26 protein-coding genes and 1 pseudogene are annotated in these 25,010 nt (G+C 65.3%); 11 read left to right on the top strand and 16 right to left on the bottom strand.

All coding sequences use genetic code 11. The features are described 5' to 3' along the window. Positions 1-91: 91 nt before the first annotated feature. Positions 92-952, top strand: a complete 861-nt coding sequence (locus ACRC20_RS10365) for an SDR family NAD(P)-dependent oxidoreductase (protein WP_438686297.1) — start codon at positions 92-94, stop codon at positions 950-952. Positions 953-958: 6 nt separating this feature from the next. Here ACRC20_RS10365 and ACRC20_RS10360 read toward each other — a convergent pair whose 3' ends face one another. Further along, a complete protein-coding gene (locus ACRC20_RS10360) occupies positions 959-1,435 on the bottom strand; it encodes an SRPBCC family protein (protein WP_438686296.1) in 477 nt (158 codons plus the stop codon). A 20-nt stretch (positions 1,436-1,455) separates the two neighbouring features. Further along, positions 1,456-1,884, bottom strand: coding sequence for an organic hydroperoxide resistance protein (locus tag ACRC20_RS10355; protein ID WP_438686384.1), 429 nt, complete (start codon positions 1,882-1,884; stop codon positions 1,456-1,458). 228 nt (positions 1,885-2,112) lie between these two features. Here ACRC20_RS10355 and ACRC20_RS10350 point away from each other — a divergent pair, with 228 nt between their 5' ends. The 4 genes from ACRC20_RS10350 to ACRC20_RS10335 all read left to right on the top strand — a co-directional run bounded on the left by ACRC20_RS10350 (position 2,113) and on the right by ACRC20_RS10335 (position 5,475). Continuing rightward, positions 2,113-3,123, top strand: coding sequence for a hypothetical protein (locus tag ACRC20_RS10350; protein ID WP_438686295.1), 1,011 nt, complete (start codon positions 2,113-2,115; stop codon positions 3,121-3,123). A 118-nt stretch (positions 3,124-3,241) separates the two neighbouring features. Then, positions 3,242-4,084, top strand: a complete 843-nt coding sequence (locus ACRC20_RS10345; RefSeq protein ID WP_438686294.1) for a transglycosylase SLT domain-containing protein — start codon at positions 3,242-3,244, stop codon at positions 4,082-4,084. A gap of 40 nt (positions 4,085-4,124) precedes the next feature. Continuing rightward, positions 4,125-5,102, top strand: coding sequence for a hypothetical protein (locus ACRC20_RS10340; protein WP_438686293.1), 978 nt, complete (start codon positions 4,125-4,127; stop codon positions 5,100-5,102). 34 nt (positions 5,103-5,136) lie between these two features. Further along, entirely contained in the window at positions 5,137-5,475 is a 339-nt protein-coding gene (locus tag ACRC20_RS10335; RefSeq protein ID WP_438686292.1) for a hypothetical protein, read from the top strand. Positions 5,476-5,524: 49 nt separating this feature from the next. Here ACRC20_RS10335 and ACRC20_RS10330 read toward each other — a convergent pair whose 3' ends face one another. Next, entirely contained in the window at positions 5,525-7,000 is a 1,476-nt protein-coding gene (locus ACRC20_RS10330) for a catalase (protein WP_438686291.1), read from the bottom strand. A gap of 34 nt (positions 7,001-7,034) precedes the next feature. Then, positions 7,035-7,484, bottom strand: coding sequence for a Fur family transcriptional regulator (locus tag ACRC20_RS10325; RefSeq protein ID WP_438686290.1), 450 nt, complete (start codon positions 7,482-7,484; stop codon positions 7,035-7,037). 110 nt (positions 7,485-7,594) lie between these two features. Here ACRC20_RS10325 and ACRC20_RS10320 point away from each other — a divergent pair, with 110 nt between their 5' ends. Both ACRC20_RS10320 and ACRC20_RS10315 read left to right on the top strand, forming a co-directional pair. Beyond that, on the top strand, positions 7,595-8,374 hold the full coding sequence (locus ACRC20_RS10320) for a DUF2127 domain-containing protein (protein ID WP_438686289.1): 780 nt from the start codon (positions 7,595-7,597) through the stop codon (positions 8,372-8,374). 24 nt (positions 8,375-8,398) lie between these two features. Further along, positions 8,399-8,737: a DUF5313 family protein gene (locus ACRC20_RS10315; RefSeq protein WP_438686288.1), complete on the top strand. Its 339-nt coding sequence runs from the start codon at positions 8,399-8,401 to the stop codon at positions 8,735-8,737. A 31-nt stretch (positions 8,738-8,768) separates the two neighbouring features. Here the strand turns inward: ACRC20_RS10315 and ACRC20_RS10310 are convergent, their stop codons facing one another. Then, a complete protein-coding gene (locus ACRC20_RS10310) occupies positions 8,769-9,665 on the bottom strand; it encodes a DUF4349 domain-containing protein (protein WP_438686287.1) in 897 nt (298 codons plus the stop codon). 38 nt (positions 9,666-9,703) lie between these two features. Then, positions 9,704-10,738 (bottom strand): aspartate-semialdehyde dehydrogenase, encoded by a 1,035-nt coding sequence (locus ACRC20_RS10305; RefSeq protein WP_438686286.1) that lies wholly within the window; start codon positions 10,736-10,738, stop codon positions 9,704-9,706. Between the two features lie 430 nt (positions 10,739-11,168). Here ACRC20_RS10305 and ACRC20_RS10300 point away from each other — a divergent pair, with 430 nt between their 5' ends. Continuing rightward, on the top strand, positions 11,169-11,432 hold the full coding sequence (locus tag ACRC20_RS10300) for a hypothetical protein (protein WP_438686285.1): 264 nt from the start codon (positions 11,169-11,171) through the stop codon (positions 11,430-11,432). A gap of 233 nt (positions 11,433-11,665) precedes the next feature. Here ACRC20_RS10300 and ACRC20_RS10295 read toward each other — a convergent pair whose 3' ends face one another. The 3 genes from ACRC20_RS10295 to ACRC20_RS10285 all read right to left on the bottom strand — a co-directional run bounded on the left by ACRC20_RS10295 (position 11,666) and on the right by ACRC20_RS10285 (position 13,705). Then, a complete protein-coding gene (locus ACRC20_RS10295; RefSeq protein ID WP_438686284.1) occupies positions 11,666-11,977 on the bottom strand; it encodes a hypothetical protein in 312 nt (103 codons plus the stop codon). A 547-nt stretch (positions 11,978-12,524) separates the two neighbouring features. Continuing rightward, entirely contained in the window at positions 12,525-13,043 is a 519-nt protein-coding gene (locus tag ACRC20_RS10290; RefSeq protein WP_438686283.1) for a hypothetical protein, read from the bottom strand. After that, positions 13,040-13,705 (bottom strand): hypothetical protein, encoded by a 666-nt coding sequence (locus ACRC20_RS10285; RefSeq protein WP_438686282.1) that lies wholly within the window; start codon positions 13,703-13,705, stop codon positions 13,040-13,042. The genes ACRC20_RS10290 and ACRC20_RS10285 overlap by 4 nt, the downstream gene beginning before the upstream one ends. Before the next feature lie 210 nt (positions 13,706-13,915). Between ACRC20_RS10285 and ACRC20_RS10280 the strand changes: the two are divergent. Continuing rightward, positions 13,916-14,035 (top strand): annotated as a pseudogene (locus ACRC20_RS10280) (IS3 family transposase); the annotation flags it as partial. 505 nt (positions 14,036-14,540) lie between these two features. Here ACRC20_RS10280 and ACRC20_RS10275 read toward each other — a convergent pair. From ACRC20_RS10275 to ACRC20_RS10260, 4 genes are all read right to left on the bottom strand, one after another. Then, complete coding sequence (locus ACRC20_RS10275) at positions 14,541-15,212, bottom strand: peptidoglycan recognition protein family protein (protein WP_438686281.1); 672 nt, start codon at positions 15,210-15,212, stop codon at positions 14,541-14,543. A gap of 213 nt (positions 15,213-15,425) precedes the next feature. After that, positions 15,426-16,835 (bottom strand): hypothetical protein, encoded by a 1,410-nt coding sequence (locus ACRC20_RS10270; protein ID WP_438686280.1) that lies wholly within the window; start codon positions 16,833-16,835, stop codon positions 15,426-15,428. Then, a complete protein-coding gene (locus ACRC20_RS10265; RefSeq protein WP_438686279.1) occupies positions 16,783-17,154 on the bottom strand; it encodes a hypothetical protein in 372 nt (123 codons plus the stop codon). The genes ACRC20_RS10270 and ACRC20_RS10265 overlap by 53 nt, the downstream gene beginning before the upstream one ends. A gap of 236 nt (positions 17,155-17,390) precedes the next feature. Continuing rightward, positions 17,391-18,353, bottom strand: coding sequence for a LysR family transcriptional regulator (locus ACRC20_RS10260; protein WP_438686278.1), 963 nt, complete (start codon positions 18,351-18,353; stop codon positions 17,391-17,393). A gap of 843 nt (positions 18,354-19,196) precedes the next feature. Here ACRC20_RS10260 and ACRC20_RS10255 point away from each other — a divergent pair. Then, positions 19,197-19,661: a limonene-1,2-epoxide hydrolase family protein gene (locus ACRC20_RS10255; protein ID WP_438686277.1), complete on the top strand. Its 465-nt coding sequence runs from the start codon at positions 19,197-19,199 to the stop codon at positions 19,659-19,661. Between the two features lie 35 nt (positions 19,662-19,696). Here the strand turns inward: ACRC20_RS10255 and ACRC20_RS10250 are convergent, their stop codons facing one another. The 3 genes from ACRC20_RS10250 to ACRC20_RS10240 all read right to left on the bottom strand — a co-directional run bounded on the left by ACRC20_RS10250 (position 19,697) and on the right by ACRC20_RS10240 (position 23,584). Then, the gene (locus tag ACRC20_RS10250) at positions 19,697-21,046 is read right to left on the bottom strand and encodes a WXG100 family type VII secretion target (protein WP_438686276.1); all 1,350 of its coding nucleotides are present in this window, start codon (positions 21,044-21,046) and stop codon (positions 19,697-19,699) included. A gap of 60 nt (positions 21,047-21,106) precedes the next feature. Then, entirely contained in the window at positions 21,107-22,141 is a 1,035-nt protein-coding gene (locus ACRC20_RS10245) for a hypothetical protein (RefSeq protein ID WP_438686275.1), read from the bottom strand. 177 nt (positions 22,142-22,318) lie between these two features. Continuing rightward, positions 22,319-23,584 carry an aspartate kinase gene (locus ACRC20_RS10240; RefSeq protein WP_438686274.1) on the bottom strand — a complete coding sequence of 422 codons (1,266 nt, stop codon included), beginning with the start codon at positions 23,582-23,584 and terminating at the stop codon, positions 22,319-22,321. Positions 23,585-23,658: 74 nt separating this feature from the next. On the opposite strand from ACRC20_RS10240, the gene ACRC20_RS10235 reads away from it, so the two are divergent. Then, positions 23,659-24,978, top strand: coding sequence for a tat pathway signal sequence (locus ACRC20_RS10235; protein WP_438686273.1), 1,320 nt, complete (start codon positions 23,659-23,661; stop codon positions 24,976-24,978). The last annotated feature ends 32 nt before the right edge of the window (positions 24,979-25,010 follow it).

Here is a 25,010-nt window from a genome sequence, read left to right as displayed (position 1 = left end):
AGCGTCCTCGGGCTGTCGCCCGCGCGCGGGTGCGATGTGCGTCACAGAAAGAGCGGCGATCGTGCTATTGTAACAATGTTATACCCATGATATGGCTGATGAAGGAGTGGAAATGGCGCAGACGCTCGAAGGCAGGGTTGTGGCGATCACCGGTGGTGGCCGGGGCATAGGGGCGGCGACGGCGGAGGCGTTCGCGCGAGCCGGGGCGAAGGTTGCGGTGTGCGATGTCGACCTCGCGCTCGCGGAGCAAGTCGCCGCGAGGACGGGCGGCTCGGCGTGGGAGCTCGACGTGCGGGACCCTTCGGGTTTCGAGAAATTCCTCAATTCGGTCGAGGAGGCCCACGGGGGGCTCGATGTGCTGGTCAACAATGCCGGGATCATGCCCATCGTCGATTTCGTGGACGAGACGGGCGACTCCATCAAACGCCAGCTCGACGTCAATGTGAACGGCGTCGTCCATGGAACACAGCTCGCGCTGAAGAAGATGCTGCCGAAGGGCTCCGGCTCCGTGGTCAACATTTCCTCTGTCGCGGGCTTGGCGGGGCTGTCCCGGCTCGCGACCTACTGCGGCGGCAAGCATTTCGTGCTCGGGTTCACGGAGTCCTTGCGCCGCGAGCTTCGCGGATCGGGCGTGCATGTCGCCTCGGTGCATCCCGGTTTCGTCCGGACCGAGCTCACTTCCGGGGTGGGCGACTATTGGTATTTGCGCTCGGTCAGCCCCGACCAGGTGGCGGACGCGGTGGTGAAGGCCGTGGCCGAGCGGCTCCCGCGCGTCTCTGTCCCCGGATATTTCGGATACGCCCTGCTCGTCATGCGGGCCATGCCCTCGCGATTCGTCGACGCCGTGCTCCGGCTCATCAGGCTCGACACGCTGATGACTTCGGCCGCGCACTCCGCCGCGCGGAAGTCGTACGACGAGCGCGTCGCCAATCTCGGCGCGGAGGCGAGGTGAGCGGGGCTAGCGCGCGGGCGCTCCGAAGCGCTTGACGAAGACCCGTTTGAACGCGGCGCCGAGCACCGGCCTCGCGAGCACCCCGAGCAATTTGAAGTGGGGCTTCGGCTCGACCACGATCTTCCATGTGAACACGGATCCGGATCCGTCCGCCGTGACGTGGTAGTCCTCGGCGAGCGCGCGCAGTCCGGGGAGGTTGAAGCGCTCGACGTAGAAGGCCTTGCGCCGAGCCGCGTTGTCCCAGAGGAAATAACGCTCGTCGACTTTGGCCACGCCGCCGATGGAGACGCTGCGGGTGGAGCCGACGCCGAAGGGCTCGGGCGAGGTCCACCGCACCTGCAGCCCGGGCACGTAGTCGAAGCCGGTCGGCGAGGAGAGGTCTGCCCAGACCTCGTCGGCCGAGGCGCCGAGGCGCACGATCAGATGGAGGAGTTTGGTCCCGCTGCGAAGGAAATCCTCGCCGACCTCTTTGCCTTGTGCCATGACGCGACTATAGACGGCGGTCACACGCGCGCGGAAAGCGCGACCTCGATATTGCCCCGTGTCGCGTTCGAGTACGGGCACACGTCGTGGGCCTGGTCCACCAGATCGTCGGCGACAGCCTGGTCGAGGCCGGGCAGGCGCCCCTCGATCGCGGCGGAGAGGAGGAAGCCGCCGTCTTGGTCCTTCCCGATGCCGACGGTCGCCGTCACGGCGGTCTCGGCCGGGATCTGGACGTGGCTCTGGCTCGCGACGAGGCGCAGCGCGCCGAGGAAGCAGGCGGCGTAGCCTGCGGAGAACAGTTGCTCGGGATTGGTCCCCTCGCCGCTCCCGCCGAGCTCCTTCGGGGGCTTGGTGTCGAGATCGAGCCTGCCGTCCGAAGATTTCACATGGCCGTCCCGGCCGCCGCCGGATGCGGTGGAGCTTGTGGTGTACAGCGTGCTCATGGGCAGCCTTCCTGTCGTCGCGGGGCCCCTGTCGAAGAGACGGGGCCCACATTACGCCTCGGCGGCGGTCTCCGCGCGGCTCCCCGCCCCTGGCCGCCGCCCGTTCGACAGGGCATGTTCGACCGGCCATTCATTTTTAGATACCTGCGAGTAATCCAATGTGTGTTATCTTTGACGAAGAGGCGGACAATTGACGGTTGAGGAGGCCCCTGTGCGGACGGCTGCGATGGGCGTGTGCGCGCGATGAGCGAGGGCTCGACGGACGGGGAGCTGCTGACGGACGTGGAGGCCGCCGCCCGGGCGGTCGCGGTCCTGCGCGACCTGGTCGGGCAGAGCCGCTCGTACCCCGGGGTCGCCTGGGCCGTCGGCGTGTACGAGTCGGGCGGCCAGAAGTGGTTCTACGCGACGAGCAACGAGGGCATGAGCTATCTGCCGCCGGGGGTGCGGTGGGACCCGAGGGTCTTGCTTGTCTTCGACCCGGCGGCGCCGCAGGCGGGATGGCTCCCGTGGCGCGGTCTGGCGAATCCGGCTCGGATCGTCCTCGACCACTTCTTGCTCCTGCGCAAGAGCCTGCCCGAGATGCGGCTGGTCTCGCTGGTCAGCACGGCTCCCCGTGGCGAGGAGGTGGACGGGGCGGTCGCCCGCCTCGGCGTGGTGGGGCTGCCCGGGGCCAACGACATCGCGGCGGGGCTCTCCGACTACTCGCTGGCTCGGATCGAGGCGGTGGACAGAACGCTCTACCAGGAGATCGCGCAGCTGCCGCTGCAGCAGCGCTGGGCGGTCGCGGTCGCGCTCGCCGAGGACGCGCTGCAGGCCGCCTACCGCCACGACGTCGAGGCCGCCCGGTCCGAGCCGGAGCTCGAAGCGGGCTTCGAGGCGCTGCGCACGGGCCGAGGGGTTGTCGATGCGTTAGCCCGTGTCGAGTCGGCCGGTCGCGAGTTCGCCGAGCGCGCGCAGGCGAAACGCGTCCCGGACCAGCGGCTCGAGCCGGTCGACCCCGCCGCCGAGCTCGGCACGTGGTCCGAGGTCGCCACCATCGGCGACCCCTTCGCGTACGCGGGCCCGTTCTGGCGCGCGCGGGTCGCGGCCATGCTCGCGGCCTTGCTCAAGGCCCGCGCCGACGACGCGTTCTTGTCGAAGGAGCAGGTGGCGGAGATCGCCTACGAGCATTACTGCGTCGTCGAAGAGCCCCGGGCCACGGCCGAGGCGCTGGGGCGGGCCGTCGGCCCCGGAGGCGTCGTATGAGCGTCTGACCGTCGGGCATTCCAGGGCCGAATATTTCAAATACGACTGTATTCATCCGTGGCGGGAGCGGGCGACGCGAGCGCACATCGGACCAACGCACATCGAGGAAGGGAACACTGTGGGAGGCACGACGACCTCGCAGGGCAATGCGGCCATCGGGATCAACGACATCGAGGGGCTGCGCTCCGCCGGGAAGCAGCTCGTCTCGATAGGGACGGATGTCGCAAGCATCCAGCAGCAGGTGAAATTGGGCGAGGAAGTGGCACAAGGCATGCCGAACTCCGCGATCGCGGCGGCGGCGCCCACTGCGGCGGACGCGTTCAAGGCGACCCTCGACGCGACTTCGAAATGGCCGACCGATGTCGGCGGCAAGCTGCTCGACGCGGTCTCCGCTGTCACGGGCCAAGACGAGCGGGCCGCCGCCGGGATCAAGCAGGCCGACGGCCAGGGGGACCAAGGCGCCGGGGCCGAGTCCGGGAAAAAGACCGGCGCGGGGGAGACCGCAGAAGGCAAGATCGACGTCGGCAAGGTCGGCTACGACAAGGTCAGCGCCGGAACTTCGGAAGCGGACATGCGCAACTACATCAACCAGGCGCTCGACAAGAAGGGCATCACCGATCCCGCCGCCCGCAAACGCTGGACGGACGGCTATTTGACCTTGATGCAGCGCGAGTCCTCGTACAACGCCAACGCGGTCAACACCTCCGACAGCAACGCCAACGGCGCGGCGGTCGGCGACGGCAACCCGGCGAACTGCTCGCGCGGCCTCGCCCAGTGCATCCCGTCGACCTTCGCCGCGTACCACCAGGCGGGCACCTCCAGCAACATCTACGACCCGGTCGCGAACATCGCGGCTTCGATGAACTACGCCCAGAGCAGGTACGGGGTCTCGGCGGACGGCAGCAACCTCGCGTCCTCGATCCCGCAGGCCAACCCCAACAACGGGCCGCAGGGCTACTGAGCACGACGGAACCACGAGACGGAAGGGCGACAGCACAGCGATGAAACCGACGAAATCCCAATTCGAGGCGCAGAACACGAATGCGCTCCTCCAACAGGCCGAGGCGTTCTCCGGCATCGTGGGCACGATGCAGAAAGACCGCGACAGCATCGTCTCCGCGCAGAACACCGTGACGAACCAGTTCCACGGCAAGGCGGCCGAGGCGGAGCTCGAGTCGATGAAGACCGGGCTCGCCCAGTTCGACAAGTCGTTCGAAGCCGCCACAAGCCTGCAGAAGACGCTCGTCTCGGTGGCCGAGACGATGGGCCAGGCGAAGAACGCGGTGAACACGCAGCTGCAGCGGGCGGCGCAGAGCGGTTACACCGTGAGCGACAACTGGCAGCTGCAAAGCACCGGGCGCCCGACGATGTCGAGCGCCTCCTCGCAGCAGCAGATCCAGGAACAGCTCAACAAAGCGGTCGTCGACTACGGCGAAAAAGACGACGACGCGGCGAACAAGCTCAAGCAGGTGAACGGCGCCGACGCGCCGAAGAGCAAGGACACGGACAAGGCCAAGGGCGCAGACGGCAAGACCGAGGCGGCGGCCGAGGCAGACGGCAAGACCGGCGCCGACGGCAAGGGCAACGGCGCCGACGTGGCCAAGGGGTACCTCGGGCAGAACGCGGAGGACCTCAAAAAGAGCGGCAAGCTGGCGATGGACCCGAGCATCTCCAGCGACATCTGCTGCGCGAACTTCGTCTCCGCCTCGCTGCAGAAAGCGGGCCTGATCGACTTCCACACGAACTCGGTCGCCGACTTGTCCTCGAAGCTGCAGGCGAAGGGGTGGACGACGACGACCAACCCCTCGCCCGGCGCGGTGGCGATCATCAACGGGAGCGAGCACACCGAGCTCGTGGCCAGCAACTCCGGCGGCAAGATCGGGCTGATCGGCTCGAACAACATCAACTCGGACGGCACGCAGCAGGTCAGCTACGGGAACCCGTACGGCAGCATCGTCTACCTGCAGCCGCCCGCCTGATGTCTTCCGCGCGTATTTCTCAAGGAGGGAACTGATGTCTGGACCACTGAACCCGCTGGCGGTCAGCACGAGCCTGCTCGTCGAGGGGCTCGGCAAATTGGCGAAGCTCGCGCTCAAGGGCTTGCACGTCTCCGACGACTGGGCGTTCGTCTACGGCGACATCCAGGAGCCGAACGGCCAGCCTGTCGACTACGCGGGGACTCGCTTCGCGGAAGCGGCCGCGAACGGCGGCAAGTCCCGGAAATACGCGGTGCTGCTGCAGAAAGCCGAGGGCCGATGGGCGCTGGTGGACAGCGCCATCGGCCCGACCGGCGTCGCGTGGCAGGACTGGGGCGACCGGTACGGGGCTCCCGCCGAGATCTTCCAGATGTGAGCCGCCCCGCCGCCGCCGAGATCATCGTGCTCGGCGACGGCGGCTGGGCTCAGCCCGCGAGGCCTGCCCGCACGCCTTCTTCGACCTTCTTGCCGAGGTCGGCGTCCACATTGCGCCAGTACTCGAAGACTCGGGAGAGCACCGGCTCCTTGACACCCGCGAGGACGTGGCCGACGATGTTGCCCGCCAACCGCTCGCGCGCGGCGTCGTCGAGGACTTCGCGGACCAACGTCCCGGCCTGGCCGAAGTCGTCGTCCTCGGCGTGGTGGACGTAGCCCGCCCGGACGAAGCGGTCTTCGAAGCCTTCCCACAGGCCGCCTTCTTGGCCGTATTTCTCGGTGTCCGCGTGCGGGCCGCCGAACGAGTTCGGCGCGTACACCGGCTGGTCGGCGCCTCGGAACGTGTAGGCCGCCGCGCCGTCCTGGGAGTAGCTGTGCGCCGGGCACTTCGGCGCGTTCACCGGGAGCTGGTGGTAGTTCACGCCGATCCGGTAGCGGTGCGCGTCCGCGTAGGCGAAGACGCGGCTGAGCAGCATCTTGTCAGGGGAGAACCCGATGCCGGGGACGACGTTGGACACGTCGAAGGAGGCCTGCTCGATCTGCGCGAAGAAGTTCTCCGGGTTGCGGTTGAGGGTCCACGTGCCGATCTCGACGAGCGGGTAGTCCTTCTGGGACCAGACCTTGGTGAGGTCGAACGGGTTGAACCGGTAGTTCTCCGCGTCGTCGTACGGCATGATCTGCGCCTTGAGCGTCCAGCTCGGGTGCTCGCCGCGCTCGATCGCCGCGTACAGGTCCGCGCGGTGGAAGTCGGGGGCCGCGCCCGCGAGGTGGTCGGCCTCGGCCTGGGTGAGGAACTCGACGCCCTGGTTGGTCTTGAAGTGGTACTTCACCCAGAACCGCTCGCCCGACTTGTTGATCCACTGGAAGGTGTGCGAGCCGAAGCCGTCCATGTGCCGCCAGCTCTTCGGGATGCCCCGGTCGCCCATGAGCCAGGCGACCTGGTGGGCGGTCTCGGGGCGCAGCGTCCAGAAGTCCCACTGCATGTTGTGGTCGCGAAGGCCCGAGCCGGGCAGGCGCTTTTGGGAGTGGATGAAGTCGGGGAACTTGATGCCGTCTCGGATGAAGAACACCGGGGTGTTGTTGCCGACGAGGTCGTAGTTGCCCTCTTCGGTGTAGAACTTCACCGCGAACCCGCGCGGGTCGCGCCAGGTGTCGGGGCTGCCCTGCTCGCCCGCGACGGTGGAGAAGCGGACCAGCGACTCGGTGCGCTTGCCCGGCTGGAACAGCGCCGCCTTGGTGTAGTTCGCGATCTCGGGGTTGGTGACCACCAGCTCGCCGAACGCGCCGCCGCCTTTGGCGTGCACCACGCGCTCGGGGACGCGCTCGCGGTTGAAGTGCGCGAGCTTTTCGAGGAGGTAGTGGTCGTGCAGCAGCAGCGGGCCTTGTGTGCCCGCGCTGAGCGACTCGTTGTCGCTCGCGACGGGGATGCCGAAGTTGTTCGTCGTGGCCGGGGTCTGTTCTGCCATGATCTGTTCCTTAACTCTCGGTGGGGGGTGGGTGTCAGGTGAGAGAGGTCTGTTGCGCCGCAGCATGCTGGCACTCGGGGCACACGCCCCAGAAGACCACCTCGGCCTCGTCGAGGACGTAGCCCGCGTCGTGGGCAGGCTCGAGGCAGGGCGCGTGGCCGACGACGCAGTCGACATCGGCGACCTTGCCGCATTTGCGGCACACGAGGTGATGGTGGTTGTCGCCCGCCCGGGTCTCGTAGCGCGCGGGGGAGCCCGCGGGCTCGATCCGCCGGACCAGGCCGTTCTCCTCGAACGTGCGCAGCGCGTCGTAGATCGCCTGTGTGGAGACCGTCCCGAGGCGGGCGCGGACTTCCGAGGCGATCTGGTCGGCGGTGGCGTGGGGGGCCGAGGCGAGGGTTTCGAGCACGGCGACCCTCGGCGCGGTCACCCGCAGCCCCGCGTCCACGAGGGACTGCCGGGCTGGCGGGTGGGTCGTGCTCATGAGAAGAGTATGCATCGGTTTCTGGAATAAGTCAAGAAAATGGTTCTCTCAATTTAACGCGGCACGGGAGGTTCGAGCCCTATGTATCAATGATCGCGTATCCTTCCGGCATGGATTGGGCGTTACGGCATTGCGGTTTGCACGGCCACGAGACATATGCTCCCGACGAGACGGCGCTGCGCGAACGGCTCGTGACGACCACTGCGGTCGGCGAGGCGTGGCGCTGTTTGCGGTGCGGCGACTTCGTTCCCGGCGCGCCGCGCCGGTCGGGCCCCGCCGACCACGCCCCCGAGGTGCCGCAGGGCAGACTGCTGCGGGACCGGTGGATCATGCGCGCCCTCGCGATCGAACGAGGGCTGCGCGCCGTGGTGATCCTCGGCGTCGCCTACGCCATCTTCCGCCTGAGCTTCGCCAGGGAGAAAGCGCAGCAGGCGTTCGAGGACGAGCTCCCGTTGCTCCGCCCCATCGCCGACCAGCTCGGCTGGAACATGGACAAGTCGAAAATCCTGCACGGCATCTCCAAAGTCCTCGACCTGTCGAGCGGGACGATGCGCTGGATCGGGGCCGCCGTGGTCGTCTACGCGCTGCTGCAAATCGTCGAGGCCGTGGGACTGTGGCTGGTCAAACGCTGGGGCGAGTATTTCGCGGTGGTCGCCACCAGCATGTTCCTGCCGCTGGAGATCTACGAGCTCGTCGAGCGGGTCACGCCGTTGAAGGTCGGCGCATTGCTCGTCAACATCGTCGCCGTGGTGTGGCTGATCTGGAGCAAGCGCCTGTTCGGCGTGCGCGGCGGCGGGGTCGCCTACCATGCCGAGCACAGCGCGGAGAGCCTGTTGACCGTGGAGCGCGCGAGCCTGGGCGGGGGTACCCTGAATAAGGGCGCGGTATGACCGCCCCCCGAGGAGCGTGTGTCGATGGCGAAATCTGAGCGGCGGCGGCCCACCCCGTGGCAATGGCTCGGCTATTGCTTCGGGCGAAGGCTCCCGGACTCCATGCGGCCGTGGGTGCTCAACGACCTGACCGGCAAATACGCGGTGCCCCGGCATGTCGTCCGGTCGCTGGTGCCGTGGCTGCCGTTCATCGTCGGGGCCTGGTTCGTGCCTGGGGAGTGGTGGATCGGCGGCGCGGTGAGCGCGCTCATCTTCGGTTTGGCGTTGCAATTCGCGTTCTACCTGATGCCGATGAACCGGCGGGGCAAACTAGAGCAGCACGGCCTGCCGTACGACGAGGCCATGGACCAGGGCTTCTGGTGATGGATCGGCCTCGGCGCGCGAGCTCGGGCGGCTACGGCGCCGTCGGCGGGGCAGATTCCTCGGGCTCCTGCGCCCCCGCCCGGCTCCGGCGACGGAGCAGATAGACGGCGGCGCCGATCAAGACAGGCCCAGACAGCCACGGCAGCAGGAAGCCGATCGTGAGGCCGAGGACGGAGCCGAAGGACTTCAGCGCGTCCCAGCCGTGCCGGACCGAGCCGAAGAATCCTTGGTACTCCCTCGGCGCGGACGGCGGCGGGGTGGCGGAGATGCTCACATCGATGGTGGCGAGACTGATCTGGTCGCCGAGCTGCGCGCGCTGGGCGCGCAGGCCGTCCAGCTCGGACTGCCGTTGCGACAGCGTCGTCTCGGCGCTGAGGAGGTCCGCCGCGGTCTTCGACTCGCGCATGATGCCCAGAAGCCGGTCGACCGAGGTCTGCAACGCGGCGATCCGCGCGTCAAGGTCGACGCGTTTGGCGGTGACGTCGTCGTTCTTGATCGAGAACCTGACGACCGAGCCCAGTTTCTTGATCTCGCCGAGCGCGGGGTCGAGCTTGTCGGACGGGATGCGCAGCACAAGCTCGTCGAAAGGTTTGCCCGTCCTGCCTTCGATGTGCTCGGAGCGGGAGTCGACGTGCCCGCCCGTGCCGGTCGTGATCAGGCTCGCGGCGTTCGCGGCCTGCGCCGGGTCGGACGCGACGATCTCGATGGAGCCCGTCGTGACGATGTCTCGTTTGGCGATCTCCCCTGCGCCTGCGGGCGCGGGAGAGTCTTTCATGCTGAACGCCACCGAGTCGTGTTGCACGCCCGCGCTGTTGCAGCCTGCGAGGAGTGCGACGAGCACCGCGCCGAGCAGCGCGGGCACAGCAGGTTTTCTGCGGGGACGACTGCTTCTCGCGAAAGCGGAAAATTTCCCCCGAGGAATGCTCATTCGAGGAATCTAGCACGCCGAACGCGGCGGCGGAAGGCTCAGGCCTGCGCCGCGAGCAGCTCCGCGATCTGCACGGTGTTCAGGGCCGCGCCCTTGCGCAGGTTGTCGCCGACGACGAAGAGCGACAGGCCCCGCCCGCCGTCCACGGTCGGGTCCTGGCGGATCCGGCCGACAAGCGAGGGGTCCGTGCCTGCGGCCGCGAGCGGGGTCGGCAGGTCCGACAGCGCGACGCCAGGCGCTGCGGCGAGGACCTCGCGGGCCTGGTCGGGGGTGATGGGCCGCTCGAACTCCGCGTTGATCGACAAGGAGTGCCCGGTGAAGACCGGCACGCGGACACAGGTGCCCGAGACCTTGAGCGCGGGGATGCCCAGGATCTTGCGGCTCTCGTCCCGCAGCTTGCGGTCCTCGACCGTGTCCCCGGAGCCGTCGTCCACGTACGAGCCCGCCTCGGGGACGACGTTGAGCGCGATGGTGGCGGGGAAGACCGAATGCGGCGGGAATGCGATCGCGCTCCCGTCGCGGACCAGCGCCTCAAGCCCGTCCGCCGCCGCGCGGAGCTGCGCGGCGAGCTCCGCGACTCCGGCGACCCCGGCCCCGGAGACCGCTTGATACGTGGAGATGGTGAGCCGGGCCAGCCCCGCCGCGTCGTGCAGCGGCTTGAGCGCGGGCATCGCGGCCATGGTGGTGCAGTTCGGGTTCGCGATGATGCCGAGCGGGCGGTTCGCGATGTCTCCGGGGTTCACTTCGCTCACCACGAGCGGCACCTGGGGGTGCGACCGCCAGGCGGAGGAGTTGTCGACCACCACGGCTCCCGCCTCGGCGAAACGCGGGGCCTGCGTCCGCGACGTGGTGGCGCCTGCGGAGAAGAGCGCGATGTCGAGGCCGCTCACATCGGCCTCTGCCACGTCCTCCACAGTGATCGACTGGCCCTCGAAGTCGAGCTTCTTCCCGGCGGAGCGGGCCGACGCGAAGAAGCGCAGCTCCTTGATCGGGAAACCGCGCTCGGCGAGGATCGCCCGCATCAGCTCGCCGACCTGACCGGTCGCTCCGACAACTCCGACTCGTACGCTCATTGTTCCAGTTTAAGCGATGGCGGAAGCGGATATATTCCGCGCGGCGGGCGGGCGATCTCTCATACCGCAGAACCGCAGCGAGGGACTGGACGGAAGGCAGCTGATAGTTCCACCGGCCTGCGGTGGCGTGTCCGCTTCCAGTCCTCAGGCGGTTGCATGCCCTTGAGGCGCCCGGCTCGGCTTTGGCGTGTCCAGGTCAGGCGGCGCTGCTTCGGCGCCCGTAGCGCTGGACAAGCGCGACCCGACCGTATGGACTCTGAGAACGCTGGACTCGACGCGGCTGGTGGCGCCCGGTAGCATCGAGGAATGGGCAATGACAATGGAGTCTTCCTCGAGCCGGGCGCGCAACTGCGAGAAGGTTTTAGGGGGGGCGTATGCGTGTTCGGGTGACACAAGACCGGCTCGAAAAGCTCCAATGTCGGGAACTGTCGTGAGCAATCCCGGTGTGGAACGAATTACACCCCCCAATGAACTGACCGATGAACAGCTGCGGGCCTTCCTCGCGGTCTTTGCGAAGATCAACGGCATCAGCGAGATCTTGATCAGGGAGAAATGTCAGGATGGCGACGCATGGTTCAGCATCATGGCAAGGGGCGATGCAGAAGAAGATTCATCCTGGGAGGATTGCGCGAGCAGTCTCGCCGAGGCCGTTGATGGTTTTGTTCACTCCTACTATCTAGCCCTCCATCGCTGAGGTTGAATCGAGGCGCCAGCGGGCAGTGGCGAGGATGCGTGCGGCAATGGCTGCCCTTGCGGCAGGCTTCAGTCGTTTTTGGTTTTCGGGCGAAGCTATCGCAGACGCGGGCAGGCGGGTGGTTTCGGATCTTTGTGCATCAGTGTCGATCGTCTTTCGGGGCGCGAACAGTGCCTGGCGGAGCTGGGCGAGGGGGCACGGCTCCGCCGGGCACTGTTCGCGCTCGTTATTTATTACTTAGAGTTCGGATGCACGCAGGAGCGTTTTTGCATCGAAGTGACGAGATCGGGCTTCACTCCAAACTGCTTGGCTACCGCGTCGGTGACTGCCTTTCCGCCGTGGATGATCTCGTAGCAATGGGAAGAAATGTATTCGCCAAGCGCGGCCGCGCCTTCCCCCGCGCCGGGGTCGCCCGCGCCATGTTCGACAGGAGGTTTCGGAGATCGAGGATCGGGGTCCGCCAGCGCGTACGGCGCGAGCGATAGCGAGAGCGCTGCTGCCGCGATGCTCATGTTGACAATTTTGAGGCTGTTAAATTTAACCATGGTATAAATGCTTCCCTTACTGCAGTTACAGATTCGGAGACTCGCCTTGGGCAAGGCGCGACGATCCTTCTGATGATTGGATGAGGATAGTGTATTCATCACAAATACGGGTAAAATTAGAGCACTGACCATATGGATCGAGCGCTAGTATTGCTCCATATGAGATTACAATGTATCTCGGCGAAAAACGCAATAGCCAATCTGATATTTATCTAAAACTAACATGTGGCGAAGCTGGCGCTCCAGATATGCGTGAAACACTTCTGTCCTGCGAGATTCATTATCATCCTGTATTGGCGCGGCATGCGGGCGCTTTTTATTCATGAGACAGCCTGGAGTGTCACGCCGAGCTGACGACGCAAAATTCCTGACGCGCCCGGCAAGCTACCGCTGGAACACTTTCCCGGTGCTGTTTTTGCAGTCGCCGTTCGGTATTTTTTCAGACCGGGGGCACCAAGCCGCTCTGCGGCGCGGTGTCGACCGGAGGCGCCAGCAAGGGCATGAGGCTGCATCGGGCCCTTGCTCGGCTTTCGGCGAGAGATGGATGTCAGCGGTTGATGATCGGCGTCACTATCAGCTTCGCGTGCAGGCCGAGGGACCCACTGGGTCCTGGGTGCATAGGCTGAAACTGGACCGGCTTTTTGTGGGGCATTCCGTCTGCCGGGAAGTTCGCGGTAACCGCCTTCGAGATGACCCCTTTCCCGTTCTGCGGGTCATAGCTCCACTTGTAGTCCACGTCGAACGTCTTGAACCCGTAGTTCGGAGGACACTGGACGCTAATCCAATTAGCATCGGGGCCAGGCAGAGGTTCTGCATGCTTCGGCGGGGTCGAGTATTTCACCGTGCAGGCCCGAGGCAATTCGTAGTCGAACTTGTCATGCACGTTGTAGACCTCTTGGTAGGTGGCCATGTCGATCTTGTCTCGCTTTGAAATGACTGCCTTGCTCGAAACCACGAGTGTCACCCCTTGGTCCTCGGCGTGAGCCGCGGGAAGGTTCGGTCCGAGAGCGGTGATGCAGAGCAGAGCGCCGAAGGTTGCGGCGCGACGGAGCGTGGTCGTTTTCATCGGCTGCTGTAGTCTCCGCTGGAGGCAGGCTTGCCGTCCTTCTCGATCTGCCAACCGGACGAGAGCACAAGATCGACCTTCACGTTTTTGGCGTCGCCGATGCGCTCCTTGTTGGACGAGCCGGTCTTGCATCGGTACTGAGCACCCCAACCTTGCATCTTCTGGTACACGGGCGTGGCGGTGAGCCCGCTCGCCTTCGGCTTGATCTTGATGGTGTTCTCCTGCGAGAACGACACGCTGGATCCGTCGGTGTATGTGGTCGTCGTCTGGTGGGTATAGGTGAGTCCGGCCTTGCCTGCCGCCGAGTCGGCGAACTTGGGCGCCCATTCGAGGGTGAACTGCACACCTGTCATCTTGACAACTTGGACCTGATTCGTTGTCGTCTTCGCGTTCGAGACTTTCAGCGTGGACTCAATGTTGACCGGAAGGGTTTGCTTGGTTCCCGCGGGTTCGGTGTACGGGTTCTTCGACTCCAGCACCGGGTAGATCACGCTGTCGCAGGGTAGTTTGCCCACGCCGTCGATGATCTTTGCGCTGCTCCCCTCTGGAACGTCGGCGTTCGCGATGGGCCCGCCGCCGATGGCTCCGGCCCCAATCGCGATCGCGGCAGCGGTCTTCGCTACCGCGTATTTACTGAAAACACGCATTTCCTCGCCTTCCATGAAATATTAAAGTCCACATCCCGGCTGGGATGCTTCCACAAAAACAATATCTGTGTCGCTTCACCCTGGAAACGCCTTAATCCGATGCTAAAAAACTATTAAGCACATGGAGGCAGATGCGCGCTGTCTCACTCGTTGCGACCGGGGTTGCCGAGGGTTGGGTTTCCATCTGATCTATGAGGATTTGTTCCTTGCTGGAAAGACGACCTGGTGCTCAAGCCGTATCCTGCAGAGTTCCGTCATGATGTCGTCGCCGTCGCCCGCAAGGGATTGGCCCCGTTGACGCAGATCGCGAAAGATTTCAGAGTCAACGAGGCCGCCGCGCACAGGAGTTTCGGTCCAGTTTCCGACACGGAGATGACGGGCGTTGGCGTTATCCAACGACCCACGTGCCGGGGGCTGAGCTTGTGCACCTTGTGAAGATAGGGCTCTTTTGGGGATTGTTAGCCGTACTTTTCAGCCACTGCTCGCACGCTTGCTTCGTCTTGAAGGTCGGGGGATACGGGCTGGCATCTGGCTCTTTTGCGAAAGCTTCTGGCGCGAGCGCGCCTGCAATGATGAGAGCCAAGGGGGCGAATAGAAGGTTTTTCATAGTGATCTCCTATGTTCTTCGATGAATCTGTCGAATGTATCGCAGGCCCTGCGCTGTGAGCTGGAGCGAGCAATATGAGAGGTAGCGGCTCGACCGAGGTGCGCTTCCCATAAGGAATATATCTATATGCGCCTGCTATCGGAACGTTTGAGCACGATACTAAAAAACTATGAAGCCGAGGCTTCGGCTCCCGGCTTGTGCGCGAATGGTTTTCTCCGTGCGGGGCGAGTGGCGCGCTTCGAGCTATGCGTTCTCGCAGCGGTTGATTGCGGCGACTGTTTGCCGGACGAGGGGCAGTCTCGCTTCGAGCCACGTGCCGGGGCACTCGGTGGCTGGTGTGTCGCTGTCGCGGGGCCAGTCGCGATGCCCAGAGATGACAGGCAGGTCGGCGGTGCGAGAGCTGATGGGAGAGGAGTAGTGGATGTCTCCGAGGGGGTCGAGAGCTAGTTTTTTGGTGAGGCTGGCGAGCACGGTCGTAAGCGCATTGACAGCGGCTGGTGTCGGTGAGCTGGTCTCGAAGTTGCCCAGCAGGCAGATGCCGATATTGCCCGGATTGTAGTTGTAGACGTGTCCGGCGGTGACGACTGGGACCGCGGGGGCGGGCGTGGTGCCGGGCTGGAAGACGGGGGACGCGTCGGCGCCGGTGGCCCGGCCCGCGTAGACCGCGCCGTCGGGCCCGATGAGCAGCTGGTAGCCGATATCGCCCCAGCCGCGCCCAGCGGGGATGCGGCCATGGGCGGGGTACTGTTCCGGAGGGAGCGCGTGGAAGCGGTAGATATCGCGCACGGCTTCGGCGGTGGCGTTGTCGCCGAACAGCTCGCCGGTGTGGTGGACGGTGATCGCTTGCACGGGGGCGAACTGGGGCTCCCAAGTCATGATCGACTCGTCTGCGGCCCACTCCGAGCGTGTGACCACTCGAAAACCTAGCAGTGCGCTCGCCGCTCGATCTGTGTTGCCAGTGTTGTGAGAAGTCATTCTGTCTAGCTCCTTGGTTCGGGTGTTTCGTATGCAGATCTGCCGGTGTGCTGAGGGGCCGGGGATGCGGATGGATGAGGCGGCGATGGTGCGGCTTGCGCGTCGGCCTGCGGATGTTCGGCTTCTCTTCGATTGGCCGGATTGCGAGACGAGCTAGAGCGGGCTTCCTGGCGGCATGGGTTGGGCGTGGTTGGCGATTCCGGGGGACGATGCTTCCCACAAGCCTGTCGACGGATCCTCTAGAACGCTCAAAGGGACGACGGGCAGGCTCCCGATCAGGTGGTCCGTCTGCGTGTTGTCGATGAGATAGCTCGGCGTCCGTCTCGCAGTGCCGCCGTCTCCGCTTCGGGCTGTGATCGGGATCGGGCCCGCCATGGGAGTGGTCGCTCCGTTGCCGTCGGCTCTCCGCGACGATAGGTCGTCAGAAACGGCATGGCGGGGCTCGGGCAAGCTCCAGCCCATTGGAGCAGGCTCGGACGCCAAGCGCGCGTCCACACCGGGGCCGCCGTCGGTCTGTGCGGCCGGAAACGAGTCAAGAGCTGCCGATGTCGCAAAAGTTGTTGCCGCCTCATCGTCGGGCTGTTGGGCATATTGATCAGGTAGGTCCGCAACGGTTTGTCCGTCGTCTTCGGGCCAGTCCTGATCGGCAGCCGCTTCGGTGCTTTGGCTGGTGCCGGATTGAGCGGTTTGTCCCACCCCGGTGGAGACGGAGCTGATCACGCTCGAGATGCTCTCGCCCACGTTCGAGATAATGGATCCGATACCTTCGAGCAAAGACGAGAGTCCCTCAAGGGCGGTGGACACGCCGTCGGATGCTCCGGTGTATCCGGAGTACGGGCCGTCCCACGAACTCTGCGTGGAGGCGGACGGCGTCCCATCTGTGTTGTCCGTCAAGGGGAGAGAGCTGGATTGGGGTTGTCCGTATTGCGGTCCCAAGGGACTGTTTGGGCTTGGCGAAGGCTCTCCCTCGGGGGGTGTCGATGCTCTCGGTGGCGAGACCGTGGTGTGGCCGCTTTCGGATTGGTAGTCCGAGGCGAGGTTGAGCGGGTCCGTCGCCGGATCGCCGTAGAGGGCTTGCAAACTTCGTTGTAGCTGGCGGAGGGCGGCGATCAGCACAGCGGGACTTGGTTGCGCGGCGCCTGTTCGGGGGGAGGCCCCGGTGAAAGTGCTGTACACGCTTTTCGTGTGCTCGGCGGCATCTCGCGCGTACGGCGCTTGGCTTGCGAACCTGCCGAGCTTCTCGCTGTCATAGGAGCATTTCTCCGCGTTCGACATCGCCGGGCCGATGATAGTCGCACGCGCTTTGTCACAAAAAACCTCCGCGAAGCGCTCGGACAGTTGATCTGAGACAACAGAAGACAACGCATTGAGGAAAGCGTCTGCTTGCATGAGCAGACTGCTCACCCTGTCGTACCCTTCCGACAGCTCGTGCGCCGCTCGCGCGTTGAGGGGGATTGCGATGTCTATCAGGACTTCGGCGTCCGTTTCTTGCGCGTAGTTGCGGCCCATTCTAGATGCCTCCACCTCGCGCGATGTTTCGGATGTCTTGTCCGGATTCTTCATCGGTTCGTTGAATAGCCATGCTCCAAGAGCGGCATTCTTCCCAAAGCGATTCTACTTTTTCCTGTTGGGAGTCAATAAATTTTTCCAGGGATTCGATGGAACACTGCACGTTCCGCTGGGCTGTCGCGCCATCCTCGCCGCCTCCGAATGCTCCTTGGAGCTGGGCGAGGTTTCGCATCCGTCGTGCGAATTGCGCGGCTGTCACGAGATCGACGAGATAGCTCTCGTGCGCGCGCCGGACCGTTGCGAGCGCTTCTGAGGACAAGCTGAGCTGCTGCGAGGGCCCCGCAGAGTTGTATGCGCGAGCAGTGTTGCCCATGAGGGACCTTGCCTTTCATCGCGGTGAGGGTTTGATCGAGATCGTGGGAGCATCGCCAGCGTGGTCTCAAAACATCGCCCACGCAGTCAAACAGGCTTCGCGCTGGGCGACAACGGTTGCAGGCGAAGCTACGCGGGGCGTTAGCCTGCGCTTCCGCGCTAAGGGCAGCTGTGTTGTATCGGGGCTCGCCGCCGACGGGGAGGGGCTGCCATCCGGGCGCGCTCCGGGCGGGATATCTATACGCGATACTGGAAGACGCGCTCTTGATTGGTTTTTGTGTTTCCCGGCCTTTGGGGCTCCTTGGCGAGAGTGTCCCTGAGTTGGTTCCGCACTGTGTGCGCGGCGAAACTGACTATTTTCAGAAACTCGCTAGACTGCCGGAGGGCCTCGTTGCGGTAGAACAACGAGATCTCCCTGACGACCACTGGGGATGTTCGCAAGGGGCGGAGCCCGAAAGCGCCCGGCTCCGAGTACGTCGGCAAAAACGCGCTATGGCCGGGCATCCTGCTCACGAGCCGGATCGCGATACTGTAGTGGGGCACCCGGACGGCCACCTCCGCTCTCTGGCCAGACGCTTTGCGCAGCGCTTGCTCCATGAGCGCAAGCCCGTGGCATTCTTCGTTCTCGTAGCTGATCAAACGAGTCTCCTCGATCGGGAGGTGCTCTTCTCGCTCTCCGGGGGTGTAGTAGCGAAAGCGTTCGACCCCGAGCGGGATCCGGGTGTAAAGGTTGGACTGGAACAAAGCCGGTGTGATGCCGACCACGAGATCCACTTCTCCTCGGGAGAGTTCTTCTTGAATATCTCCAGAATTGGAGAGGTGTTTTATTATTATTTGATACGCGGGGCAAGTTTTCATGACAAAATTGACCAACAGCTCGTTCGCGATAGAGTAATGCGTCGCCAGGGAAATGCGTTTCAGCGCGCGGTCATTATTGTTCGCCATTCGCTTCAGCGCGAGGATTCCCGCCTCGCCTTGCGCGCGCAATGTTTGCTCTAAGCGGAGCAGGCATTCCCCTTCGGGGCTGAGCGCTATATGCCCCTGAGATTTATCTATGCTGCTGAAGCCCGTCTTCGTGTTGAGCTTTGCGATTTGCTGGGACAGCGCTGAAGCGGTCACTCCGAGCCGTGTCGCAGCTTCGGAAATAGAGAACCCCTCGGAAATGGCGGCTAGTATAGTGTACTGGCGGTCGGTGAGCATCGAACTCCTTTGTTGTGAAGTCACATGGGGAGGTGTCGGGGAAAGAGGGTTCGGCCAGGGAACGGAGTTGCGTTAACGGCAACTCTCAGTTGCGTTAACGGCCCTTGGGGGAAGGTTAGATTCCGATCCCCCTTCTTGTCAATACGCGGTTATGTGATGCGCGTATTGCCATATATCCTCATCTTGGGATCTGCGCAAGGGGGCGGCGTCTCGCATGCCGTACTATTTGATTTCTAATACTATAGCGAACGGCATTTTGGAGAATAGTTGATTCCAGGTGATGGGTTTTAGTCGTTTGCGCATGAGGAGAGCTGGAACTGGATGGAGCGAACAGGAATCGTCGGATCCTTGCCGCGAGAATTCCCGGGCGCCACGTACGAGAAGGGTTGTCTGATTGCGAAGAAGGATCCGTGCGCTGTTTCTGCCCGGATTCGCTTGGAGCAGTATTTCTGGAAGAAATTTTGGAAGTCCAAAATACCTGGACGAGCTGAAAAAATTTGATATCTGCAAGATCCTTAAGTTTGAGGTAAAGGTGTTGCGTCTCGCGTGATCGTGCTGTACGGCGATATTTTCGGAGAAATTTCGTTCGACGACGAGTTCGGATTCTTCCCCCCTCCGGTCGGAGGGGTCGGCGCGAAGAGATGTTTGGCCCGGTCGTCACGATATGGGCAGTTCAGACGTAGTTTTCGTATTCGACGAGCTCGGGTGGGCTGCTCGGTCGTTCCGCGAAAACGGGGCAGCTCTTTCCGCGTGGCGAGCGCGCGGACCCGATACCACGGTATCTCTCGAATCTCCTACCGCAGAACCCTATCCTCGGCGGCGGCTTCGGCATAGCATAGTGACATGGCTCTCTCCACTTCCCATGTTTCCCCGCGCACCGAATCGAAGGAGGTCGTGCTCGACTTCCTCCAAGCCCTCCACGACTTCGACCTTCAGGCCACCGTCGACCTGGTCGACGAGCGGATCGACTACGTCAACGTCTCCGCCTCGCGGATTCGGGGCAAGAAGGCGTTCTCGTCGGCGATCCGGCGGTTCTACCAATTGTCCTCTGCCGGGTTCGACGTGGTCGTCCTCAACATCGCGCAGGACGGCGGCGTGGTGCTGACCGAACGGCTGGACACCTTGAAGATCGGCCCGGTGCACTCCCAGTTCTGGGTGCTCGGCCGGTTCGAGGTCAAGGACGGGAAGATCACCGTCTGGCGCGACTACTTCGACTTCGTGAACGTCGTCCTCGGCGTCCTCCGGGGCCTCGTCGGCGCGGTCGTCCCCGCAGTGCGCCCGAAACAGACGCACCAGCTGGCACGCTGATCCTGGCGCACTGAGGCCGGGCGAGGGCGGCGGCGCTACTGCAGGCCCATGTCCGAGGCAGTGGGGCCGAGGTCGAAGTTCCCGATCACCCCGTCGTCCACGACCGTCGCCATGTCGACGGTGACGACGCCGTTCGTGGTGCCTTGCGTGCCGGGGATGCCGGAGTTCGTGCCCCACGGGTTGCGGACGGTGAGCGCGACGTTGCCGTTCGCGTCCTTCGAGATGCCCTCGACGGTGTACTCGTGGTCGTGCGCCAGCTTGTCCTGGAACTCGCGGTCCCCGCCAGGAGCTGCGGTGGTGCCCATCGTGACCGGCTGGTGGTTGGCGAGGGCGGCCGCGATCGCGTCGTAGCTGCCCAGCGACGGGGCCGCGTATGTGCCGGTGTGGCCGCTGACGACTGCCATGCCCTGGTCGGAGGACCCGTCCTGCATGATGTGCATGCCCGCGCCGACCGGGTTCGTGGTGTGGTACCACGAGTCGTAGGTGGAGCCGGGGTGGTGCGGGTCGGGCCGGGAGCCGTAGTCGTCCTCCGTCATCTTGGCGACCGCGCTTTCCATCACGGCGGGCCAGATGTACCCCTTGTTGCCGGTGTAGCTGTCGTCGAGGCCGCTCGCGCCGGTGGCCGCGAGGTTCTGCCTGATGTCGTCCTGGGTGACGGTGACGACTTTCGGGGTGATGTGCTGGTTGGTGGTCGGCCACGGGTTGGCGTCGCCGTGCTGGGCGCCGGTCCAGTTCCGCCCGTCGGGGTAGTCGTAGACCTGGACGGTGAAGTTCCCGGTCTTCGGGTCGTAGCTGATGTTTTTCTTGATGAGGTCGGGCTGCGCGTAGGCGACCGCCGCCATGGAGGCGTCGAAGTAGCAGTCCCCGATGCCGGACTGGTGCACGTCGTTGGCGTTCGGGCCTGCGGCGGCCCAGAGGTTGTCGCCGGTGAAGGAGCCTTGGCCCTTGGTGGCGGGCACGCCGCCCGCGATGCCCGAGCCGGTGGCGGCGGCGGTCCCGACTTTGATGTCGGGGTTTCGCGAGGTCTGGGTGGCGAGGATGTCGTCGGCGTTCGGGAGGCTCGGCTGGGGCAAGACGGGCGGGATCGCCGTGTCGGCGAGCGCTTGGGCCTGCATGCTGTCGGCGGCGGTGTAGGTTTGGGCCGCCTCGCCGAGGCCGTCTGTGAGGTGGTCGCCCTGCTCCCGATGCGCCGCCGCTTGGTGCTGCCAGTCCTGGAGCAAGTCCGCCCATGCGCTCGCGGCGACGCCCCGGATCGCGGGGGAGGCCGCCGCCGCCGCGTTGAGCGTGCTCGCGAGCAGGGCCTGCGCTTCCGAATGGGCGTGCTCCAGTGCCTTCGCGGCCGAGGCGAGTTGCTCGGGGTTCACCCGCAAGGGGGTAGCGCTCATCGTTCCTCCTCCTGAACGAGTCGTGGCCGGGCCGGCTGCTCCGCCGCCTCGGCGTGTGGGCTATAGCTTTGGCGCGGGGCCGATGTCGAAGCTGCCGATGACCTTGTGGGCGAGCGCCTGCTGCAGGTCGATGACGACTGCCCCGGTCGTCGAGTCCTGCACGTCGGGCACTCCGTCGTTCGACCCCCAAGGATTGCGCACGGTGAGCTTGGCCGCCCCGCCCGCGTCTTTCTCGATGGCGATGACGGTGTACTGGTGGTTGAGCACGAGCCGGTCTCGGAACCGCAGGCTCGACGGGGTCGTCCCCATGGTGACCGGCCGCCCCTCCGCGAGCGCGGCGGAGATCGTGTCGTAGCTCGCCGCCTCGGCGGGGGTGTACGTGCCGGTCTCCCCGGTGACGGAGGCCATGCCCTGGTCGAGGTCGCCGCCCGACCAGAGCGGGTTCGCCGGGTTTCTCGCCTCGGCGATCCACAGCCCGGCTTCGACCGCGTTCGCCGCGCCGTCCGCCTCGGGATGGCTCGGGTACTCCCCGAAGATCATTTTCGCGTAGGCGGCCTCCATGACGGCGGGCCAGATGTAGCCCGGAGCCCCGTCGTCGAGGCCGCTCGCGCCGCCTGCCAGGATGTCGTTCTTGACGTCCTGCTGGGTGACGACGACGGATGCGGGGACCACCGCGACGCCGGAAGGCCAAGGGCGCCCGTCGCCGTGCGTGCCGGGAATATAATCGCGGCCCTCGGCGTAGTTATGGATGTGCACGAGGAAGTTGCCGGTGCTCGGGTCGAATTCGATGGCCCGCATGATCCGCGCGGGCTGGGTGTGCGCGACCGCGGCCATCGCCGCGTCGAAGTAGCAGTCGCCGATCTTGCTTTGGCGGACGTCCTCGGCGTTCGGGCCGTCGGCGGCCCAGAGGTTGGCGCGGACGAACCGGTCCTGGCCGGGGGTGGCGGGTTCGTTCGGCTCCGCCGAGGAGGCGAGTGGCGTTGCCACGGTCCGCGCTGCCGCGTCTGCGGGCAGTTTGTCGGCGGCGACGACGCAAGCGGCGGCCGCGCTCGCGGCGACGACACAGGCAAGTGTCGATTTTCTGAACCCAATCATGTTGGGAACTGAGCTTAAACGGAATTTTGTCGCCGCGCGCGCCGAACGACGTAAATTTTTCGTTACCGAGCTCGCGGCGGCAGGCCCCAGACCTGGGGGCAGCGCCGGAGCGGGCCATTGCGCTCAGCGCGCGCCGCACATCCGACGTGGTTCGGCACGCCGGACGCCCGACAGGCTTTAACGCCCGGTGCCGCCGTAGACGACCGCCTCTTCGTCCCCGCCGAGGCCGAACGCCTCGTGCAGCGCGCCGACGGCGGTGTCGAGCTCCCAATCCCGGCAGAGCACGGAGATCCTGATCTCAGAGGTCGAGATCAGCTCGATGTTCACCCCGGCTTGGGCGAGCGCTTCGCAGAACGTCGCGGTCACACCGGGATGGCTGCGCATACCCGCGCCGACGAGCGAGACCTTGCCGATGTGGTCGTCGTAGAGCAGCTGGCTGAAGCCGATTTCCTGTTGCAGGCTGGAGAGCTTCTCCACGGCGGTCGGGCCGAGCTCGCGCGGCAGCGTGAAGGTGATGTCGGTCTTGCCGGTCTCCACCTTCGAGACGTTTTGCAGCACCATGTCGATATTGATCTCGGCGTCCGCGACGGCCCGGAAGACCCGAGCGGCGTAACCGGGCTCGTCGGGCAAGCCCACCACGGTCACCTTCGCTTCGCTTCGGTCATGGGCCACGCCGCTGAGCAGGGCTTCTTCCACAGGAATGTCCTCCATCGATCCTTGAATGATGGTGCCCTCGTGATGCGAGAACGAGGAACGGACCCGGATGGGCACGTTGTATCGGCGGGCGTACTCCACGCACCGCAACATGAGCACTTTCGCCCCGCACGCGGCGAGCTCGAGCATTTCCTCGAACGAGAGCGACTCGAGGCGGCGCGCGTTGCGCACGATGCGCGGGTCGGCGGTGAACACGCCTTCCACGTCGGTGTAGATCTCGCAGACATCGGCGTCCAGCGCGGCGGCGAGCGCCACGGCGGTGGTGTCCGAGCCGCCCCTGCCGAGGGTGGTGACGTCTTTGCTGTCCTGGCTCACGCCCTGGAACCCGGCGACGATGACGATGCTGCCCTCGGCGAGCGCGGCCTGCACCCGGCTCGGGGTGACGTCGATGATCTTCGCGTTGCCGTGGGAGCTGGTCGTGATCACGCCTGCTTGCGAGCCGGAGAAGGACCGCGCGTCCGCGCCGAGGGAGTGGATCGCCATCGCGACGAGCGCGTTGGAGATCCGCTCGCCCGCCGTCAGGAGCATGTCGAGCTCGCGCGGCGGCGGCACGGGGCAGACCTGCTTGGCGAGGTCGAGGAGCTCGTCGGTCGTGTCGCCCATGGCGGAGACGACGACAACGACGTCGTTGCCCGCTCGTTTCGTCGCGACGATGCGCTCGGCGACGCGGCGGATGTGCTCGGCGGTCGCCACGGAGGAACCGCCGTACTTCTGGACTATGAGTGCCATGTTCCGTTTCTGCTTGCTCGGGCGTGCCCTATCGCTGCGCATAGGCTAGCGTTGCCCGCTCGTTCGGTGGCCGCATGGCGCAGTCGGGAGACGGGTCGGATGTGCTCGGCGGCGGCAGCGGGGGAGCCGCCGCGCTTCTGGACCACGAGGGCCACGTCCGTACCTCCTTTACCATGCAGTGCGTGACACTAACACTGGAAGCTCACCGGAGCGAGGACGAGGTCGTCGCTGTGTCGGGCGAAGGGGCGAAGTCCCGGCGCAGGCTCCCGCGCTGGGCGGCGCCGGTGCTGCTGTTCTTCGTGGCCAGAGCGGTGGGGATGCTCCTGATGGCCCGGGTCGCCTCGCTCCGGGGATGGTCGCTTGTGAGCAGGCTGACTGAATGGGACGGGCATTGGTTCGTCTCGCTCGCCCAATACGGCTACGAGAGCCTGCCCGCAGGCCTGTACGACGCGCACTACCACCTGGACGCGTTCACGGGGTACGCGTTCTTCCCCGGCTACCCCGCGCTGATCAGCCTGCTCTCCGAGCTCCCGATGGCAACTCCGGCGAAAGCGGCCGTCGGGATCAGCGTAGTCGCGAGCCTGTTCGCCGCCGCGGGCGTCGCGCGCCTCGGCGAGCTGGCCGTGCCCCAGTCGCTGTCCGGCTCGGCCGGGGGAAGGCGCTTCGGCCTGCTGCTCGTCGTCCTCTTCGCCGCAGCCCCGATGGGCATCGTGCTCTGGATGGCGTATTCCGAGGCGTTGTTCTGCGCGCTGGCCGTGTGGGCGTTGGCGGGGATCATGGAGCGGCGCTGGCTGCTCGCGGGACTCTGCGCGTTCGCGGCAGGGCTCGTGCGTCCGACCGCGTTGGCCGTGATCGTCGTGCTGATCGTCGCCGTGCTCGTCAAAGGAAGGCGCGACGGAGCGCGGGCCTGGCTCGCGGCGGCGGCGGCCCCGACCGGCATGATCGGCTACATCGCATGGGTGAGCGTGCGGACGCACGACGTGGCCGGGTGGTTCGATGTGCAGCGCCGGGGATGGGGGACTGCGACGGACTTCGGAAAAGCCACGTTGGTCTATCTCAACGCGGTGCTCGTCGAAGGCAGGGAGATCGTGGACGCGGGGACGGCATTGATCATCGTCGCGGCGCTCGTGCTGCTGGTCGTGCTCTTGGCGCAGCGCTGGCCGTGGGAGCTCAAGCTCTACGGCGCGCTCATGTTCGCCTCGGCGGCCACCTCGGCGGGCCTCATGCACTGCAGGCCGAGGCTGCTGCTGCCGATCTTCGTGCTGGCGCTGCCCCTCGCGAAAGCCCTGGCGCAGGCCCGTCCTCGGACGCAATGGCTCGTCGGGGCGGGAGCGGTCCTGCTCTCCGCGTGGTTCGGCTCCTATATGGTGGCGATCTTCCCGCATTCGATCTAGCCAGCCTCGTCGGGCTGCGGTGCGCGCAGCCC

It is taken from the genome of Segniliparus sp., assembly GCF_051660745.1.
Classification (GTDB): domain Bacteria; phylum Actinomycetota; class Actinomycetes; order Mycobacteriales; family Mycobacteriaceae; genus Segniliparus.
Note: the sequence above shows the minus strand (reverse complement) of the source record. Positions and strands in the feature narration are given on the sequence as shown.

What these genes read in the sequence shown, in the direction of transcription:
- ACRC20_RS10365 (WP_438686297.1), top strand. Translation starts at nt 92, where the DNA reads ATGGCTGATGAAGGAGTGGAAATGGCGCAGACGCTCGAAGGCAGGGTT.
- ACRC20_RS10360 (WP_438686296.1), bottom strand. Translation starts at nt 1,435, where the DNA reads ATGGCACAAGGCAAAGAGGTCGGCGAGGATTTCCTTCGCAGCGGGACC.
- ACRC20_RS10340 (WP_438686293.1), top strand. Translation starts at nt 4,125, where the DNA reads ATGAAACCGACGAAATCCCAATTCGAGGCGCAGAACACGAATGCGCTC.
- ACRC20_RS10335 (WP_438686292.1), top strand. Translation starts at nt 5,137, where the DNA reads ATGTCTGGACCACTGAACCCGCTGGCGGTCAGCACGAGCCTGCTCGTC.
- ACRC20_RS10330 (WP_438686291.1), bottom strand. Translation starts at nt 7,000, where the DNA reads ATGGCAGAACAGACCCCGGCCACGACGAACAACTTCGGCATCCCCGTC.
- ACRC20_RS10325 (WP_438686290.1), bottom strand. Translation starts at nt 7,484, where the DNA reads ATGAGCACGACCCACCCGCCAGCCCGGCAGTCCCTCGTGGACGCGGGG.
- ACRC20_RS10320 (WP_438686289.1), top strand. Translation starts at nt 7,595, where the DNA reads ATGGATTGGGCGTTACGGCATTGCGGTTTGCACGGCCACGAGACATAT.
- ACRC20_RS10315 (WP_438686288.1), top strand. Translation starts at nt 8,399, where the DNA reads ATGGCGAAATCTGAGCGGCGGCGGCCCACCCCGTGGCAATGGCTCGGC.
- ACRC20_RS10310 (WP_438686287.1), bottom strand. Translation starts at nt 9,665, where the DNA reads ATGAGCATTCCTCGGGGGAAATTTTCCGCTTTCGCGAGAAGCAGTCGT.
- ACRC20_RS10305 (WP_438686286.1), bottom strand. Translation starts at nt 10,738, where the DNA reads ATGAGCGTACGAGTCGGAGTTGTCGGAGCGACCGGTCAGGTCGGCGAG.
- ACRC20_RS10295 (WP_438686284.1), bottom strand. Translation starts at nt 11,977, where the DNA reads ATGGTTAAATTTAACAGCCTCAAAATTGTCAACATGAGCATCGCGGCA.
- ACRC20_RS10290 (WP_438686283.1), bottom strand. Translation starts at nt 13,043, where the DNA reads ATGAAAACGACCACGCTCCGTCGCGCCGCAACCTTCGGCGCTCTGCTC.
- ACRC20_RS10285 (WP_438686282.1), bottom strand. Translation starts at nt 13,705, where the DNA reads ATGGAAGGCGAGGAAATGCGTGTTTTCAGTAAATACGCGGTAGCGAAG.
- ACRC20_RS10270 (WP_438686280.1), bottom strand. Translation starts at nt 16,835, where the DNA reads ATGAAGAATCCGGACAAGACATCCGAAACATCGCGCGAGGTGGAGGCA.
- ACRC20_RS10265 (WP_438686279.1), bottom strand. Translation starts at nt 17,154, where the DNA reads ATGGGCAACACTGCTCGCGCATACAACTCTGCGGGGCCCTCGCAGCAG.
- ACRC20_RS10260 (WP_438686278.1), bottom strand. Translation starts at nt 18,353, where the DNA reads ATGCTCACCGACCGCCAGTACACTATACTAGCCGCCATTTCCGAGGGG.
- ACRC20_RS10255 (WP_438686277.1), top strand. Translation starts at nt 19,197, where the DNA reads ATGGCTCTCTCCACTTCCCATGTTTCCCCGCGCACCGAATCGAAGGAG.
- ACRC20_RS10250 (WP_438686276.1), bottom strand. Translation starts at nt 21,046, where the DNA reads ATGAGCGCTACCCCCTTGCGGGTGAACCCCGAGCAACTCGCCTCGGCC.
- ACRC20_RS10245 (WP_438686275.1), bottom strand. Translation starts at nt 22,141, where the DNA reads ATGATTGGGTTCAGAAAATCGACACTTGCCTGTGTCGTCGCCGCGAGC.
- ACRC20_RS10240 (WP_438686274.1), bottom strand. Translation starts at nt 23,584, where the DNA reads ATGGCACTCATAGTCCAGAAGTACGGCGGTTCCTCCGTGGCGACCGCC.
- ACRC20_RS10235 (WP_438686273.1), top strand. Translation starts at nt 23,659, where the DNA reads ATGGCGCAGTCGGGAGACGGGTCGGATGTGCTCGGCGGCGGCAGCGGG.